General features: G+C 63.2%; 17 protein-coding genes. 6 read left to right on the plus strand and 11 right to left on the minus strand.

Going from position 1 to position 17,574, the window contains the following annotated elements:
• Positions 1-74: 74 nt before the first annotated feature.
• From P6U31_RS08515 to P6U31_RS08540, 6 genes are all read left to right on the plus strand, one after another.
• Positions 75-533: a hypothetical protein gene (locus tag P6U31_RS08515; protein ID WP_407187761.1), complete on the plus strand. Its 459-nt coding sequence runs from the start codon at positions 75-77 to the stop codon at positions 531-533.
• A complete protein-coding gene (locus P6U31_RS08520; RefSeq protein ID WP_407187762.1) occupies positions 526-1,761 on the plus strand; it encodes an HlyD family secretion protein in 1,236 nt (411 codons plus the stop codon). The genes P6U31_RS08515 and P6U31_RS08520 overlap by 8 nt, the downstream gene beginning before the upstream one ends.
• Before the next feature lie 79 nt (positions 1,762-1,840).
• Positions 1,841-3,745, plus strand: a complete 1,905-nt coding sequence (locus tag P6U31_RS08525; RefSeq protein ID WP_407187763.1) for an ATP-binding protein — start codon at positions 1,841-1,843, stop codon at positions 3,743-3,745.
• A 103-nt stretch (positions 3,746-3,848) separates the two neighbouring features.
• Positions 3,849-5,513, plus strand: coding sequence for a DUF3300 domain-containing protein (locus tag P6U31_RS08530; protein ID WP_407189796.1), 1,665 nt, complete (start codon positions 3,849-3,851; stop codon positions 5,511-5,513).
• Complete coding sequence (locus P6U31_RS08535) at positions 5,510-6,424, plus strand: DUF2950 domain-containing protein (protein ID WP_407187764.1); 915 nt, start codon at positions 5,510-5,512, stop codon at positions 6,422-6,424. Before P6U31_RS08530 ends, P6U31_RS08535 begins: the two co-directional genes overlap by 4 nt.
• A gap of 1 nt (position 6,425) precedes the next feature.
• On the plus strand, positions 6,426-6,872 hold the full coding sequence (locus P6U31_RS08540) for a hypothetical protein (RefSeq protein WP_407187765.1): 447 nt from the start codon (positions 6,426-6,428) through the stop codon (positions 6,870-6,872).
• Positions 6,873-7,061: 189 nt separating this feature from the next.
• Here P6U31_RS08540 and P6U31_RS08545 read toward each other — a convergent pair whose 3' ends face one another.
• From P6U31_RS08545 to P6U31_RS08595, 11 genes are all read right to left on the minus strand, one after another.
• On the minus strand, positions 7,062-7,664 hold the full coding sequence (locus P6U31_RS08545) for a hypothetical protein (RefSeq protein WP_407187766.1): 603 nt from the start codon (positions 7,662-7,664) through the stop codon (positions 7,062-7,064).
• Positions 7,665-7,881: 217 nt separating this feature from the next.
• Entirely contained in the window at positions 7,882-8,856 is a 975-nt protein-coding gene (locus P6U31_RS08550) for a tripartite tricarboxylate transporter substrate-binding protein (protein ID WP_407187767.1), read from the minus strand.
• A gap of 24 nt (positions 8,857-8,880) precedes the next feature.
• Entirely contained in the window at positions 8,881-9,597 is a 717-nt protein-coding gene (locus P6U31_RS08555; protein ID WP_407187768.1) for a GntR family transcriptional regulator, read from the minus strand.
• Between the two features lie 23 nt (positions 9,598-9,620).
• Positions 9,621-10,361, minus strand: coding sequence for an SDR family oxidoreductase (locus tag P6U31_RS08560; protein ID WP_407187769.1), 741 nt, complete (start codon positions 10,359-10,361; stop codon positions 9,621-9,623).
• A 23-nt stretch (positions 10,362-10,384) separates the two neighbouring features.
• Entirely contained in the window at positions 10,385-11,155 is a 771-nt protein-coding gene (locus tag P6U31_RS08565; RefSeq protein WP_407187770.1) for an SDR family oxidoreductase, read from the minus strand.
• Positions 11,156-11,170: 15 nt separating this feature from the next.
• Entirely contained in the window at positions 11,171-11,551 is a 381-nt protein-coding gene (locus P6U31_RS08570; RefSeq protein WP_407187771.1) for a carboxymuconolactone decarboxylase family protein, read from the minus strand.
• A 41-nt stretch (positions 11,552-11,592) separates the two neighbouring features.
• A complete protein-coding gene (locus P6U31_RS08575; protein WP_407187772.1) occupies positions 11,593-12,828 on the minus strand; it encodes an ABC transporter substrate-binding protein in 1,236 nt (411 codons plus the stop codon).
• A 34-nt stretch (positions 12,829-12,862) separates the two neighbouring features.
• Positions 12,863-14,116: an ABC transporter substrate-binding protein gene (locus P6U31_RS08580; RefSeq protein ID WP_407187773.1), complete on the minus strand. Its 1,254-nt coding sequence runs from the start codon at positions 14,114-14,116 to the stop codon at positions 12,863-12,865.
• Positions 14,117-14,150: 34 nt separating this feature from the next.
• On the minus strand, positions 14,151-14,858 hold the full coding sequence (locus P6U31_RS08585) for an ABC transporter ATP-binding protein (protein WP_407187774.1): 708 nt from the start codon (positions 14,856-14,858) through the stop codon (positions 14,151-14,153).
• Positions 14,845-16,617: an ABC transporter permease subunit gene (locus P6U31_RS08590; RefSeq protein ID WP_407189797.1), complete on the minus strand. Its 1,773-nt coding sequence runs from the start codon at positions 16,615-16,617 to the stop codon at positions 14,845-14,847. Before P6U31_RS08590 ends, P6U31_RS08585 begins: the two co-directional genes overlap by 14 nt.
• 2 nt (positions 16,618-16,619) lie before the next feature.
• Positions 16,620-17,555, minus strand: coding sequence for a branched-chain amino acid ABC transporter permease (locus P6U31_RS08595; RefSeq protein ID WP_407187775.1), 936 nt, complete (start codon positions 17,553-17,555; stop codon positions 16,620-16,622).
• Between the last annotated feature and the right edge of the window lie 19 nt (positions 17,556-17,574).

Genomic DNA, 17,574 nt, shown 5'->3' on the forward strand with positions numbered 1-17,574 from the left:
CAACAAAGCAACGCCGACCGTCGCCAGACTGCAGTCGAGGCCGCGGCGGCCGGATCCCTGATCAGGAGGGCGCGTTGAGCGAGCAGCTTCATCCAATGGCACCACATCATCTGCCGTTCTACATCACCTCACCCGGGGAAACAGACGCGCTGATGATCGTGACGGGCATCATCCTGATCGTGGCCGTTTTCGCGGTAGGCCTTTTGTACTGGCATTTGCACAGCCTGCCGGAGCGCATGGCACACAAGACCCAGAAACTGCAGTTCGAGATCGTCGCCGTGTTGGGCCTTATTGCCCTGTTCACGCACGAGCATCTGTACTGGATTGCGGCCTTGGTTCTTGCGCTGATCGAGCTTCCAGACTTCGGGACGCCGCTACGTAGCATCGCCGGATCCGTGGAAAAGATCGCGAGCGGTTCGTCAGAGGTTGCCGCGGACGATGTAACGCAGGTGAGCACGATCGCCACCCCGGCGGCGATCGGTCGAAGCGAACAGGACGTGGACACCGACCAAAAGGTGCGCAGCCATGCTTGAGCTTCTGATCTGCTCGGTGTTGACCATCCTTCCGGACTACCTCTACCGCCGCTTTGTTCAGGGCAAGCGATTCGGCAAGGAGATCACGCTCTTCTCCGTCTGGTACGAGCTGCGATGGGGCATCACTGGCTGCCTGATGCTGACGGTGGGCTTGATTACCAGCGTGTTCTTCTTCCATCCGGCGACCTCCAACGCGGCGTTGCTGTTCCGGACCGTCCCGATTCTGCCCGAGGGATCGGGCCGCGTCGCCGAGGTCAATGTCGGCTACAGTCAGGCCGTGAAGAAGGGCGAGGTCCTTTTCAGACTGGACAATTCGAAGCAGACGGCGGCGCTGGAAACGGCTAGGCGCAAGGTGGCGGAGATCGAGGCTTCCATGGCGTCGGCCAAGGCTGACGTCGTCAAGGCAGAAGCGCAGATCCAGGAGGCCAGGGCGAGCTATCAGCAGGCCAAGGATGAGCTCGAAGTCAAGACCGAGCTGCAACGTCGCAATCCCGGCATCGTGCCGCAGCGTGATATCGAGAAGCTTCAGGTCGTCGTCGACCAGCGCCAGGCCGGGATCGATGCCGCCGCCGCTGCGAAAGAATCGGCGGCCCTACAGGTGTCGACCTTGCTGCCGTCACAGAAGGCAAGTGCGGAGGCAACCCTTGCAGAAGCGCAGGTCGACCTCGACAAGACCTTCGTCCGCGCAGGCGTCGATGGACGCGTCGAGCAGTTTCTCGTTCGCGCCGGCGATGTGGTCAATCAGCTGATGCGGCCCGCGGGCGTCTTGATTCCTGAAGGCTCAGGACGGGAGCGGCTGCAGGCCGGCTTCGGCCAGATCGAGGCCGGCGTGATGAAGGAGGGCATGGTTGCGGAGGCAACCTGCATCTCGAAGCCATGGGTTGTCATTCCCCTGGTCGTGACCTCCGTACAGGATTACATCGCGGCTGGCCAGTTTCGAACTGGCGAACAGCTCCTCGAGGCGCAGAATCTCGCGAAGCCGGGGACAATCCTGGCTTTCCTCGAGCCGCTCTATAAGGGTGGCCTCGACGGCGTGACGGCCGGCAGCACCTGCATCGTCAACGCCTATACCAGCAATCACGATCAGATCGTCGATCCCAAGACCTCGACCGGAAGGCGGATCGTCCTCCATGCCATCGACGCGATCGGGTTCGTCCATGCGCTGTTGCTGCGGATCCAGGCTTTGCTGCTGCCGTTCAAGACGCTGATTTTCAGCGGCGGGCATTGAGATCCAAGGGCTGATTGGAAGGTGGGGGCGAATGGTTTCAATTTGCCCGTCAGCAGGAAAATCGCCTTATGGTTGGTCCATGAGATTGGCCGATCGGCATCTGCGCCGGCTCTATCGCGCGAGCCTGCGATTAGCCCATGTAGGCCGGCGGACGTGGCCTGCCGCCATTCTCGTAGCGGTTGCCTGCTTCGGCTTCGCTTCTGCTTGCCAGGCCGACGATGCCAGGCGAGTCATTGTCCTGCATTCGTTCGGGCGTGATTTCAGGCCATGGGGGCAATACGCGAAGACAATTCGCGACCAGTTGGATCGGCTGTCGCCGTGGCAGCTGGACATTCAAGATCATTCGCTGGTTTCAGCACGGTCGAGCAATGAGAATCCGGAGCCCGCGTTTGTCACTTATTTGAAGGAGCTCAACTCCATACATCCGCCCGACCTGATTATTTCCATCGGTGCGCCGGCAGCAAACTTCGTGCAGCGAAACCGAAGGGATTTGTTCCGCAACACGCCAATGGTGCTGACGGCTGTGGAACGGCGTCGGGTGGATTTCGCCAGCCTATCCTCTGAAGATACGGTTGTGGCCGTCGCACATGACTTCCAGAGATCCTTCGAAACCATCACCGAAGTCCTGCCCTCAACGAAGCGAATCGTTGTCATAAATGGCGCTTCGCCAAACGAAAAAGTATGGCGTGGCGAGATCCAGAAGGATGCAGATCGGTTCAAGGGCAAGCTAGAATTCATCTGGTATGACGGTGTCGCCTTTGACCAAATTTTAAAGAATTGCGCGGCCCTGCCGCCCGACACCGCGATCTTCTGGCATTTGATGAACGTTGATGCAGCCGGAGTTGCTTACGAAGGCGACCGGGCGCTTCAGCTGCTCTTTCGCGTGGCGAATGCTCCAATATTTTCTTACGACGACGGCTTTTTCGGGCGGGAGATCGTCGGCGGTCCGATGTATTCGGTCGAGGAGATCAGCCGGCTGACCGCGGCTGTTGCCGTACGAATCCTTGGTGGCGAGAAGCCAGCCGATGTGAGGATCCCGCCTGTCACATTCGCCGCCCCGAAGTTCGATTGGCGCGAACTGCAGCGCTGGCACATCAGCGAGAACAGGCTGCCGGCAGGCAGCCAAGTCATGTTTCGGCAGCCGGCCGTTTGGGAAGCGTACCGCTGGCCGCTCGCCATGATTGCAGCCATCATCCTGATCCAGGCCGGACTTATCAGTGGCTTGTTGCATGAGCGACGGCGCAGGAGGCTGGCGGAGTTGGAATCACGGCAGCGCCTTGCCGAACTCGCACATCTCAATCGCTATTCGGCGGTCGGCGAGCTGACCGCCTCTATTGCGCATGAGCTCAACCAGCCGCTCGGTTCCATTCTGACGAACACGGAGACGGCGGAACTGATGCTCCGGCGCGGTTCTCCCGATCTTCATGAGATCAGCGAGATTCTGGCCGATATCAGACGCGACGATCAGCGCGCCAGCGAGGTCATCCGTCGCTTGCGCAGCATGCTCAGAAAAGCGCCGTACGAGCTCAGGGAAATCGAATTAAGTATGGCCGTGCGAGAGGTGATGGGGTTTGTCCGTGACCTCGCAACGGGGCGAAAAATTGAGTTGAGTTTCTATGCGCCACCCGACACTGATTTGAAAGTCAAAGGCGATCCCGTCCAGCTGCAGCAGGTCGTGCTCAATCTGATCCTCAATGCGCTGGACGCGATTTCGGAAGTTGATCCAGTCAAACGCGAAGTCAGCGTCGTCGTCGGCCGCTCTGCCAATTTTGCCGAAATTCGCATCGGAGATACTGGGCCTGGCATTGCAGTCGGCCATCTCAAGTCTATTTTCGATCCATTTTTCAGCACCAAGCCGGAAGGCATGGGCATGGGCCTGGCCATCGTCCGGACCATCGTTGAGGCGCACCACGGCACGATTTCCGCGGAGAACCAGCCGTTCGCTGGGGCGCTCTTCACCGTTCGACTGCCGCTCGCGAGCTAGTATCCCGCGTTGCAACAGGCGGCACTCTCGTTTCGTTGATTTTTGTCAATGAACCTCCTTCTCTCGGTCCCATGGTCTCGGCAGAACCGAGATGGAGGATGCGATGATCCGCTGCGGCAAGATGTTGATCGCGCTTGCGTGGTTGCTGGCCACGCCCGTTTGCGTGTCGGCCCAGGCGACCGACAAGCCGGCGGCGGCCGCCCCCCAGACGCAGCCGGCGAATCCCGCTGCGGCGACAGCCGAGCTTCTGAAGCCCGAACAGCTGGAGGCTCTCGTCGCGCCGATCGCGCTCTATCCGGACGAATTGCTTGCGAATGTGCTGGCCGCCTCGACCTACCCCCTGGAGATCGTGCAGGCCGACCGCTGGCTGAAGGAGCGCAAGAACCTCAAGGGCGAGGCGCTGAAGGCCGAAGTCGACAAGCAGGGGTGGGATGACAGCGTCAAGGCTCTGGCCAGCACCGCCGATGTCCTGACCATGATGAGCGATCAGCTCGACTGGACCAAGAAGCTTGGCGATGCCTTTCTTGCCCAGCAGCCCGATGTGATGGACGCGATCCAGCGCCTGCGTACCAAGGCCTATGACAACAAGAAGCTGGTTACCACGAAGCAGCAGAAGGTCAGTGTGCAGTCGCAGGAAGGCAAGCAGGTTGTCGTGATCCAGCAGGCGGACCCCGCGGCGATGTATGTGCCGTATTACGACCCGGCGACTGTCTACGGCAGCTGGCCTTATGCGGAGTATCCACCTTATTATTGGGGCTATCCGTCCTATATCGGCGCCGGAGTGGTTGCTGCCGGCATCGCGTTCGGCACTGCCTGGGCGATCGGACGCTGGGGCAATTACTGGGGCGGGGGCTGCAATTGGGGCAACCGCAACGTTTACGTCAACCATCGCACGACGAATATCGGCAACGGATGGCAGCACAATCCGGCGCATCGGCAGGGCGTGCGCTACAGCAACACCAACGTTCAGCAGCGCTTCGGCAACAACAATCTGAAGGCCGGCGCATCGGACCGGATGGACTTCCGGGGCCGTGACGGCAACCAGGTGCTGCGCCCCAATCAGGGAACGGGAGATTGGGCCGGAGATCGCGCAGGTGATCGTGGCGGATCTGGCGACCGGGCCGGAGATCGTGCGGGTGACCGCGCCGGGAACCGCGGCGATCGGCCCGGCGGCGGCGACCGTGCGGGTGCCGCGGATCGCGCCAAGGGCGGGGGTGACCGTGCAAGAGCAGCTGCAAAAGGCGGCGGCGATCGAGCCAAGGCCGCGAACCGCGCCGGCAGTAGTGCAGCTAACCGCAGCGGAGGCAATCGCGGTGGCGCGATGAACGTCTCGTCCGGTCGCTCTGCGGCCGCCGCATCGGCGCGCGGCCGTTCCAGCATGGCGAGCATGCCGCGTGGCGGTGGCGGCGGCCCGAGCATGGCTGGCCGTGGTGGTGGGGGCGGAATGGCGATGCGTGGCGGCGGCGGAGGCGGCTTCCGCGGAGGCGGCGGCGGTGGCCGGCGTTCGGATATCGCGCTGAAGCACGACATCGTCCTGCTCGGCCATCTCGCCAACGGTCTCGGCTATTATCGGTTCAGCTATATCGGCAGCGACAAGGCCTATGTCGGTGTGATGGCGCAGGAGGTCGCGCAGGTCATGCCTGACGCTGTGGTCCGCGGCCACGATGGCTATCTGCGCGTCTATTATCAAAAGCTTGGTCTGACATTCTGCACCTACCGCGATTGGCTCGCCGGCGGCGCGAAGATCCCTGCGGAGGTGATGCCATGATCGGTTTGAAGTTGCTGCGGCGCGCGATGTTGCCGGGTATGCTCATGCTTGCGCTGCTTGGCTCGGGGGCCCAGGCCCAGCAAATTTACAAGACGCCGGAGGATGCGGCCGCGGCGCTTGCCGCCGCAGTCAAGAGCGGGCCTCGCGATATTCTGAGAGTGCTCGGCAGGGCAGCCGAGGATATCGTTTTCTCTGGCGACGAAATTGCTGACAACGACATCCGCCAGCGTTTCAGCTCGATGTACGACGCAAGGCACGGCATCAAGGCTGAGGGCAACAAGAGCGCGACCCTCCTCCTGGGGCCCGACGAATTCCCGTTCCCGATTCCGCTTGTTAACACCAAGGCGGGCTGGGAATTTGACACCGACGAAGGACGCATCGAGGTGCTTCGCCGCCGCATCGGGCGCAACGAGCTTGATGCGATCCAGACCGCGCTCGCATTCGTCGACGCGCAGAACGAATATGCCGACAAGGACCGCGGCGAAGGCGTCGGAGTCTACGCTCAGCGTATCGTCTCCTCGCCCGGCAAGAAGGATGGATTGTTCTGGCGCGACGACAGCGATCCGAGCCCGCTCGGCACGCTCGCGGCGCAAGCCTCGAGCGAGGGCTACAAAGCCGGCGAGGGTATGTCGCCCTATCACGGCTATTACTTCCGCATTCTGAAGGGGCAGGGACCGGATGCTCCCGGCGGCGCGATGAACTACGTCGTCAAGGGCAAGATGATTGGCGGTTTTGCGCTGATCGCTTGGCCGGCCGAATACGGCAATTCCGGCGTTATGACCTTCCTGGTCAATCATGCCGGGGTCGTCTACCAGAAGGATCTCGGCAAACGCACCGACTTCGTGGCCAAGCGCCTCACTCTGTTTGATCCCGATCAGACCTGGAAGAAAGTCGATGCTGCGAAGCAGTGAAATGACGAGCACGCTGCTGCGGTCCATCGGCCGGCTTGTCGTGATCGCGCTATTCGCCTTGGGCATCGCGGCGAGTCCCGCTTTCGGGCAAGCGGCCGGTCATGTCCGGGTCAAGATCGTCAAAGCGGGCCTGCTGGTTGGCGGCGGCGCAGGCAACGGCGTGCTGACCTATCGCGGCCGCAGCTATCCCTTCCGGATCAGGGGACTAAGCTTCGGCATCACAGCCGGAGCGACTGCTGGGCGCCTTGAAGGCTGGGCGTCCGGGATCAGAGATATCAGCGACTTCGCTGGCACCTACAGTTCGGTTGGCGGTGGCGGCGCTCTCGTCGGCGGCGTGGGCGGCGTCCACCTGCGGAACGACAACGGAGTGGTGATGGTACTGCAAGGGCCCAAGGCCGGACTCGAGATGGCCGCCAACCTCAGCGCGATTACGATCTCGCTGAAGTGAATTCTTGTAGGCCTTCAGGCCTAGTACTTGCGGCGACTGGAATTTCTTGCCGACATCAGAAGTTCGCGTAGAGAAATTCTGCACTCGGCACGCATCTGGCGACTACCGACAAGCGCTGTGAACGCATCCAGCAGGCGTCGGCGCGAAGGCGCCCACCGGGCGGCCCTCAGAAGCTGGAGGGGCTCTCAATCAATACGTCTTCAGCACAATGAGCTCGCCGGCATCGGCACGGTTCTTTGCGGTGAGCAAGATTTCCCTCATCTGCTTGACCAGCGGCGGTTCGAGCACTTCGATTTTCGCGGCGATCTGCGGGTCGAGAACGCCTTTGCGGCCGTAGCGACCGCGGACGTCGCTGGCGTGTCCCAAGATCCGGTCGCGCGTACGCTGGGCGATGCCCTCATTATCGAGCCAGTCCGCCATGAGGTGTCTAGTGCTGTACAGGCAAAGGTCGGCGCGGCTGAGTTTGGGTAGTTTCTTCACATACTGCCAGGATTTGCTGAGCGGTTGGGACCAGCGGTTCGTGCCGTCCTTTCTTTCGTAAGGTTCCCATTCGGGGAAGAGGCGATCTTCTTCTCTGTCCAAGAGCTCCTGCATTCGTTCAAGCAGGCCGAGCTCGATCAGCAACGGGTGGATGGGAATTACCCGACCGGCATTTTGGGTCTTCAGGTTTCGGATATCTTTCAAGGCACCACGTCCCTCGCGCGCGTCGAAAGGGCGGAGGTCGAAATAATAGAACTGGTCGTCCGAGCGGATGTCCGAGCACTTGAGCTGGCCTACTTCGCCTGGACGCATGCCAGTCAAGATGCAGATTAGAAAACCCCAGTAGATATGCGATTGAACGAAATATTCCCCGCGCTGCCAGACATGGATGCGGTTTTTGCATCCGGTGAACAGGGGCTGTCCAAGAGAGTCAGAAGTTCGTTGGGAGCGGCGCAGCTGCTCGATCGCCGTTCGCGTCGCCTCAGGTATCTCTTACAGCTAGCAACGGGCTCGATCAGCTTCAACTGACCTATTGCGGCTCGATGCCGGCTGCCTTGATGATCCTGCCCCATTTGCCGATCTCGGCCTTCAGGAAAGCTTCGAGCCCTTCGGGCGTCGCGCGCTCGGCGTCGACAGGAGCCATGCTGAGTTCGGCGAAGCGGCTGACGAGCGCGGGATCCTTGAGCGCGGTCTGGAGTGCACCGACAAGCAGGTTGATGACCGGCTTCGGGGTGCCGTGCGGGGCGTAGAGGCCGTACCAGGTGGTCACGTCGAATTCCGGAGCGCCGGCTTCGGCCGAGGTTGGAACGTCTGGCAGCGTCGCCACGCGCTTCTTGCTGGTGATCGCGTAGCCTTTGATGGTGCCGGACTGGATATAAGGCGTCGGTCCGGTGGCGGGATCGCAATAGACGTCGATGTGGCCGGCGATGACATCGTTCAGTGCCGGCCCGCCGCCCTTGTAATAGATGGGCGTGAGCTTGGTATCCGTCGCGCTCATGAACATCAGACCGCAGAGCTGCGAGGCTGAGCCGAGACCGACATTGCCGAAGGTGATCTTGTCGCCGGCGTTGCGGATCTGCGCGATGAGCTCTTGGAGATTCTTGGCCGGAAAGTTCGGCCGCGCCACGAGGATCATCGGCACGTCGGTGACGAGCCCGATCATAGCGAAGTCCCCGACCGGATCGAACGGCAGCTTGGCATAGAGGGCAGGCGCGGTGGCCTGGCCGACATGCATCAGGAGCAGCGTGTAGCCATCAGGGGCCGCCTTGGCGACACGGTTGGTGCCGAGCGTACCGCCGGCGCCGACGACATTCTCGATCACGATGGACTGTTTCAGCGTCGCGCTCATCGCGCTGCCGAGGATGCGTGCGATGACGTCGCCGGGACCCCCGGCGGAGAAGGGCACGATCATCGTGACCGGGCGGGAGGGGTAGTCGTCCGCGATGGCCGCACCGCAGGGATAGAGCAGGACAAGCAGGATCAGCGATCGTACGAGATACGGCATCGAACACTCCCTGGCGGCATTGTTCTAGTCGTCGGAAGGCGCCGCCTCCTTGGCCGCCGACGATTTTTCGATCATGTCGAGCGCGGCCACCGCAGCCGCATTGATGTGGTCGACGCAGCAGCGCTCGGCGAGATCCGGGTCGCCGTTCTGGATCGCGCGCCAGATCGCAGTCACCTCGCGCAGGCTCTTGTTGATCCGTTTCGGCTGCGACATCGAGGTGATCCGCAGCAGCTGGATCCGGTCATGCAGCGGTTTGAGCGCGCGCTCGATGAAAGCATTGCGACAGCCGCCGATCAGTGCGGCGTAAAACTCGGTCTTGGCCTCGAGGCAGCCGACGAGATCCTGCCTGGCGGCGGCTGCCTTCAGCCGCGTCAGGGCTTCCCCGATCCGGCGAGCGACCTCCGGATCGTGAAGCCTGGCGCATTCGCGGCCGGCAAAGCCTTCGAGCACCGCGCGAGCGGCGTAGAGCTGCCGCGCCTCCTCCAGGCTGATCGTGGAGACCACGGGGCCGCGGTGAGGGACCGTATTGACCAGTCCGTCGGCCTCGAGGGCACGCAGCGCTTCGCGGATCGAGGGGCGGCTGACGCCCATCATCTCGCAGAGCTCGCGCTCGACCAGGCGCTGGCCCGGTTTCAGCGTGCCGGACATGATCGCCTCGCGCAGCTTTTGCGCCACCATCGCCCGGACGGTCGGTACGTCCTCGATGCGGAGTGTCGACTGCAACTCGCTACGTCTTTCCATGTCCGGGCCTTGGTTGGGAAAAGTTAGTACCGGTTTACAGGCAGAATCATCATTTCGGCAATTTGAACGTGAGCGGGCTGGTCCAGGGCAAAGACGATCGAACGGGCGATATCGGCCGGCTCGAGCGCCATCCTGAACTGGTCGAAATAGTCCTTCTCTTTCTGCTTGTCGCCGCGGTAGCGGGTCAGGATGATGTTGGTCCGGGTCAGGCCGGGCTGGAGCTCGGTGACCCGGATCGCGGTCTCCGCAAGCTCACCCCGGAGGGTCTCGGTGAACATGTGCACGCCCGCCTTGCTGGTGCTGTAGGCTGCCATATCCGGAATAATACGGACGGCGTTGATGGAGCTGATGTTGACGATGTGACCGGCGTCGCGCCGGACCATGTCGGGGAGGAGCGCGCGGGTGACGCGCATCAGGCCGATCAGATTGGTCTGGATGATGCTGGACCAATCGTCCGGAGAACCGACGTCGAAGCGCGTTCGCCCGCCGATATCGTGCCCGGCATTGTTGATGAGAACATCGACCGGCTTGAAATGCGCCGGGATCGCCTCCGGCAGGCGATCGACGGCCTTTGCATCGCTGACGTCGAGCTGGATCGGGAATACCGCGCTGCCCGTCGTCGCCGCCAGCTCCTGAAGGGCCTTGGCGTCGCGATCGACCAGCACGATGCGGCGGCCGCTTTCCAGCAGCGCCTTGGTGATGGCGCGCCCCATGCCGCCGGCGGCGCCCGTCAGCACGACGCTCTGGCCCGATCCTTCAGTCATCGCAACACTCCCATTTCATGCTCTCAGGCAATGGACCAGCCGCCGTCGATCGGCAGGCTGGCGCCGGTGATGTCGTTTGCCGTGGGACCGCAGAGAAAGACGACCATGGCCGCGACCGCATCCATTTCGATGAAGCGCTGCGTCGGCTGGCGCTCGCCGAGATAGTCGCGGGTCACGTCGTCGACCGGACGATCGTTGTTCTCCGCCATCGTCGCGATCTTGTTCAGGATTGCCGGCGTCGGCAGCGTGCCCGGACAGATCGTGTTGCAGGTGATGCCGCTGCGCGCCGTTTCGATGGCCACCCCGCGCGTCAGGCCGAGGAGTGCGGTCTTGGTAGTGACATAGTCGATGCGGTCCTCGACCGCCCGGCTCGAATAGATCGAGCCCATGTTGATGATCCGGCCCCAGCCGCGCTGCTTCATCGCCGGCAGCGCAAGGCGGATCAGGTGGAACGGCGCCGACAGATTCACGGCGAGCGCCTGATCCCAGCGATCTGGCGGAAACTGCTCGATGGCGGAGAAATGCCTGACGACGGCGTTGTTGACCAGGATATCGATGGCACCGCAGCGGCCGAGCAAGTCGGCCATCATGATCTCGATGGCATCGCGCCGGGCCAGGTCGGCAGCGGCGGGGATGACCTCGACGCCGAAGCGGGCGTGGAGGTCGTCTGCGGCCTGCTTGGGCGCGACGAGATCGTGCAGGACAATGTTGGCGCCCGCGCCGGCCAGGCCCTCGGCCACGGCGAGGCCAAGGCCTGCCGTCGCACCGGTCACGAGTGCCCATTTGCCCTTCATTGCCGCCGCGCTCCGCTACGTCTTGTCAAGCTCGGCGAAGACTTCCTTCGCGTTGCGGAAGGCGTCCACGCCGGCCGGCACGCCGCAATAGATCGCAACCTGCATGAAGACCTCTCGGATCTCCTCTTTGGTCGCGCCGTTGGCGAGGGCACCGCGGACGTGGGTCTTCAGCTCGTGCGGACGGTTGAGGGCGCAGAGCATCGCGAGATTGAGGAAGCTGCGCGTCTTGCGTGTCAGCCCTTCGCGGCCCCAGACATAGCCCCAGCAATACTCGGTGGTGAGGTCCTGCATCGGGCGGTTGAAGTCGTCGGCGGATGCGATCGCCTTGTCGACGAACTCGCTGCCGAGCACGCTTTTGCGGATTTCGAGGCCGCGGTCATAGGTCGCCTTGTCCATTCTGTTCTCCGTTTCTTGTTCGGGCGTTGTCAGGTCTTAGATCAGCTCTTGGGCCAGAACGGCTTTGACAGCGCGAGCTCGGGCGGGAATACCGTCACCGGCACGCCAGACTGCCACTGCACGATGGTCATGCCGGCGCCGACACGGCGGCCCTTCTCGTCGAACTTGATTTCGCCCAGCGGGTAATATTTGGAAGGACCGCCATCCATGGTGCGCAGCGCTTCGCCCACCGCGACGCGATCGGCCTTGCCGGCCTTCTCCAGCGCGTCCTTGATCACCCACATGTCGCCATAGGTGGAGATCGCGTTCTGCGTCATCCACGGCTCCTTGTAACGGGTCTTCAACTCGGCGATCAGCGCCTCGTGACCCTTGGCGCCCCAACTGGCCACGCAAGTGAGCACGCCCTGAAGCAGTTCGGGGCTCACGGTCTGCAGCATGTCCGGCTCGGCGATCGCAATGCCGAACGAAATGGTCGGCACCCTGCCCTGGCCGAGCCCGAACTCGTTCATCTTCTCGAGCAGCAGCTTTGCGTCCGAGATCACGGTCGGGAGGAAGAAGAGCAGGTCGGGCTTGGCGGAGCGAATCTTCTGCACCAGCGATGTCGCATCCGCCAGCGGCGGCGTGAAGGTCTCGTCCACGATCAGCTGCAGCTGGTTCTCCGCCAGCAGACCCTCGCGCATCGCCTTTGCGGAGGCGATCGAGGCGCCCGTGTTGTCGGTCAGGATCGCGACCGTCTTCGGTCGCTTGCCCGAGGCCGTCTCCGCCAGCTTGATGAGCTGGGGCAATGCCTGTTTCGCCTGTGAACCTGCGGTGGCGGCGGTCTGGAATACGTATTTGAATCCGCGATCGGTGATGAGATCGGAGTAGGAGAGGGTGAGCATGGGCAGGTTTGCGCGTTCGGTGACTTCGGTCACCGCGAGCGTAAAGGAGGACAGATAAGCGCCGCTGGCCGCAACCAGATCGGTCTCCTGCGCCACCATGCGCTGGGCCGCGTTCTTGGCCTTCTCCGTCGTGTCGCCGGAATCGAGCACGACGAGCTTCAGCTTGGCGCCGCCAAGCGCTTTGACGCCACCTTGCGCGTTGATGTGGTCGATGGCCATTTCGGCGCCTTCGCGCATCACCGTTCCCGGGCGGGCATAGAGACCCGAGATCGGCACCAGCAGGCCGACTTTCACCTCCGACGGCTGCTGGGCCCAGCCGCGGGATGCGATCAGAGTGCCGGAGGCGCCGGCCAGCAATGTTCGGCGAGAGATCGCGATCTTGCTCTTGGCAGTCATGACAATTCTCCTCCCTGAAAAATCGTGCGCGGCTCTATGATGATTTCTTCGGCCAGAACGGCTGTGCCTGCGCGAGCTCGGGCGGATAAACGGTCACTGGCACGCCCGATTGCCACTGCACGATGACGACGCCGGCGCCGATTCTGCGGCCCTTCTCGTCGAACTTGAGCTGGCCGCCCGGATAATATTTCGACGGGCCGGCATCCATGGTGCGGAAGGCCTGCGCGACCGCGTTGCGGTCGGCCTTGCCGGCCTTCTCCAGGGCTTCCTTCATCAGCCACATGTCGCCATAGGTCGAGATGACGTTCTGCGTCATCCAGGGCTCCTTGTATTTGGCCTTGAGCTCGGCGATCAGAGCCTCGTGGCCCTTCGATCCCCAATTGGCGACGATGGTCATGATGCCCTGCACTGTCTCCGGGCTCACGCTCTGAAGCATGTCCGGCTCGGCGATGGTGATGCTGAAGGACACGGTCGGGATCTTGCCCTGGCCGAGGCCGAACTCGCTGATCTTCTCGAGGCCAAGCTTGGCGTCCGACACCGCGTTCGGCATGAACAGCAGCAGGTCGGGCTTGGCCGAGCGAACCTTCTGGATCAGCGGCGTCGCATCCGACAGCGGCGGGGTCCAGACCTCCTCGACGACGAGCTGGAGGCCCTCCTGCGCGAACAGTTTTTCCTTCAGCGCCTTGGCGGTGGCGACCGAGGTCGCGGTGTTGTCCATCAACATCGCCACGGTCTTCGGCTTCTTGCCCGAAGCGTTCTCGGCGAGCTTCATCAGCGTCGGCAGGCCGAGCTCGGACTGGCGGCTGGCGGTGGCGGCGGTCTGGAAGATGTATTTGAAGCCGCGGTCGGTCAGAAGGTCCGAATAGGACAGCGTCAGGACTGGCAGTTCGGCGCGCTCGGTCACCTCGGTGACCGCAAGCGTGAACGAGGAAAGATAGGATCCGGTTGCGGCGACAAGGTCGGGCTCTTGCGCTATCATGCGTTGCGCCGCGTTCTTGGCCTTCTCGGTGGTGTCGCCGCAATCGATTACGACCAGCTTCAGCTTGGCGCCGCCGAGCGCCTTGATGCCGCCCTGCGCATTGATGTGCTCGATGCCCATCTCGGCGCCCATCTTCATCACCTGGCCCGGGCGGGTGTAGATGCCCGACAGCGGCACGATCAGCCCGACCTTGATCTCGCCGGGCGCCTGTGCGCGCGCCACGCCGGCAAGGCCCACGGCGGCGGCGCCGGACAGGACGGTCCGGCGCGTCAGGCCTGTCGATGTCTTGCCCTTCGATGTCTTGGTCATTTTGTTTGCTCCCTGGTCTTTGTTTTTATCGTCGTCACATGCCGAGATAGGCCTTGCGTACGCGATCGTCGGCGCGCAGCGTGTCGTTATTGCCTTCGAGCACGACATGGCCGGCTTCGAGGACATAGCCGTGGTCGGCCGATTCCAGCGCTTCCGCCACGCGCTGCTCGACCAGCAGCATGGTCAGGCCGGACTGGCGGCGGATCTCGATCAGCCGCTCGAAGATGAAGTCCGCGGTGGAGGGCGCGAGCCCCATCGAGGGCTCGTCCAGCATCAGAAGCTTCGGCGAGGAGGCGAGGCCGCGGCCGATCGCGAGCATCTGCTGCTGGCCGCCGGACATCGTGCCGGCGAACTGGTTGCGACGCTCCTTCAGCACCGGCAGCCATTCGAAGATGCGTTCGATATTGCTCTCCCAGTCGCGGCGGCCGCTCTCGGTCATCGCGCCCATCTCCAAATTCTCCATCACGGTCAGGGAGGGGAAGACCTGGCGTCCTTCAGGGACGTGGGCGATGCCGAGATGGGCGCGCTGCGGCGGCGGCACCGCGAGCAGATCGACGCCGTCGAACGTGATCGTGCCGCCGCTCGGCTTGACGATGCCGGAGATCGTCTTGAACAGCGTGGTCTTGCCGGCGCCGTTGGGGCCGACGATCGCGACGAATTGGCCGGCGCCGACATCGATCGAGATGTCGTTCAGGACGGGCTTGGCCGAATAGCCCGCGCTCAATCCCTCAATTCGCAGCATGGCCCACCCATTTCTTGCCGAGATAGGCCTCGATCACGCGGTTGTCGCGCGTCACCACCTCCGGCAAGCCCTCGGTGATGACGGCGCCATGGTCGAGCACGAGGAACCTGTCGACCAGGCGGACCATCGCCTGCATGGTGTGCTCGATGATCGCGATGGTCATGCCGTCGCGCGCGAGCTGCTGGATCACGGCGACGACCTCGTCGGCCTCGCCATGGCCGAGGCCTGCCAGCGTCTCGTCGAGCAGCAGGATGCGCGGCTGGCCGGCGATGGCGCGGGCCAGCTCCATCAATCGCAATTCCTTGGTCGAGAGCTCGCCGGCGACACGATCGGCGACGGTGGAGAGGCCGACGCGCGCGACGGCATCTGCGGCGAGCTTGCGCGCCTCCTCGTCGGAGCGCGCGCGTACATAGGCGCCGACCACGACGTTGTCGAGGATCGACATGCGCAGGAATGGCCGCATGACCTGGAAGGTGCGGCCGATCCCAGCCTCGCAGATCACGTGCGGCCGCTGGCCGGACATGTTGCGACCGTCGATCAGCACCTCACCCTGGCTCGGCTTCAGGAATCCGTTGAGGAGGTTGAACAGCGTGGTCTTGCCGGCACCGTTGGGGCCGATGATGCCGAGGATCTCGTTCTTATGCAGCTTGAAGCCGACATCCTGCACGGCCTTGAGGCCGCCGAAGGACCGCGACAGGTTCTTCACTTCGAGCACGACCTCGCCCGTGGCGGCGCGCTGCCGCGGGGCGGGCTTCAGTGTGGTGACGTTGGCGGCCGATGTTTCGGGCACGTCGATCGCAGCCGCCTTGGGCGCGATCCGCTTGCGCAGGAGATCGCGCAGCTTCCAGAACAGGCCTTCCGGCGCCAGCAGGATGACGCAGACGATGGCGAAGCCAAAGATCACGCCCTGGATGCCGGGGAAACGCGCGCCGGCCTCGGCATGCAGGATCTCGGCGAGCGGGATCAGGATCACCGAGCCGATCACAGGGCCCCACACCGTGCCGACGCCGCCGAACATCGCGACCGTCAGCGCCTGTGCCGACACCAGCATGCCGAACACCGATTGCGGAGTCACGACCAGCAGCACCTGCGCGTAGAAGCCGCCGATGGCCGCGGCGATCGCGCCGCTGAGCGTGATCGCGCGCAGCTTCCAGGCCAGCGTGTTGATGCCGGCGGCTTCGGCCGCGGCTTCGTTCTGCTTGATCGCGAGCAGCGCCATGCCGAAGCGGGAGCGCTCGATCACCTGCGTCAGCAGGATGGTGGCCAGCATCATTGCCAACCCCAGCAGCGTATAGACGTGCGGATCGGCGAATTGCATATAGGCGATCGGCGCATCGCGCTTGATCGGAAGCGTCACCTCCTGGAAACCGAGCCACTCGAACACGTAGAGGATGGCGAGCGGGTAGGCGAGCATCGCCAGGGCGAAATAGTGACCCTGGAGGCGAAAGGTCGGAAACCCGATCAAGAGCCCGGCAATGCCGCCGAGCATGGCCGCGACGGGGATCAGCAGCCAGGGAGAAATATCGAAGTAGATCTGGCCGAGCGCGGTCGCATAGGCGCCGATGCCGAAGAACGCGGCATGGCCGAACGAAATCAGTCCGGTGTAGCCGCTGAGCAGATTCCAGGACAGGCCGAACACCGCCCACACCGGCACCAGCGTCAGGATAAGCTGGTAGTAGGAATTGGTGACGCCGAGCGAGAGCGCCGCATAGGCGATGGTGAAGAGCAGGGGCGGCAGAAAGGAGCGCATCCGGAGCATGGTCACGTCCTCTCCACCATCCGCCCGAAGAAGCCCTGGGGGCGGAAGAAGATGATGAGGAGGAAGACGGCGAAGATCGCGGCGTTCTGCAATTGCGTCGGCAGGATCAGCGTCGACATCTGCTGCACGAGGCCGATCGTCATGCCGCCCCAGAAGGCGCCGATGATGCTGCCCATGCCGCCGAGCACGACGCCTGCATACATGACGATGACATATTCGAGGCCGACGAACGGATGAAACGGATAGTTGGTGGCGAGCAGGCCGCCGGCGATCGCCGTGATGCCGCAGCCGAGCGCGAAGGCGGTGCGGTGTGCGCCGTCGACGTCGATGCCCATATAGGTCGCGGCGGTCGGATTGTCCGCGGCGGCGCGGAGCGATTTGCCGATCCGTGTCCGCGTGATCAGCAGCGACAGCAGGATCATGATCGCCAGCGATACGATCATGTCGATGCTGCGCGCCTTGTTGAGGAAGATGCTGATGTCGAAGAAGGGGCCGAGTTCCCAGGCCGAGCTCGAGAGCGGCGTGCGGATCGAGGCCAGCACCGAGCCGAACACGATGAGGCCGCCGTTCTGCAGGATCAGCGCGATACCGAGCGTGAGGATGAGCTGGGCGTAGTGGCCTTCGCCCTCCAGCGAGGCGGTGCGCGTCCCCGAGACGTGCGAGATCAGCGTCCGATGGACGAAATAGCCGAACACGGCGAGCACAGGTCCGGCCAGCAAGATTGCGACGAACGGCCCGACCGTATTGCCGAACACCGCCTGCACGCCGGCGGCGGTGAACAGATAGAAGGCGGTGTACATGCCGAGCATCATGAAATCGCCGTGGGCGAAGTTGATGACGCGCATGACGCCGAAGATCAGGCCGAGCCCGACGCACATCAGCCCATAGACGGCGCCAATCAAGAGTCCCGCGGCGAGCGCTTGCAGAAATCCTTCCATCAGCCACGTCTCCGCGCTG

Origin of the sequence: Bradyrhizobium centrosematis, from assembly GCF_045571495.1 — a bacterium.
GTDB classification, from domain to species: domain Bacteria; phylum Pseudomonadota; class Alphaproteobacteria; order Rhizobiales; family Xanthobacteraceae; genus Bradyrhizobium; species Bradyrhizobium centrosematis.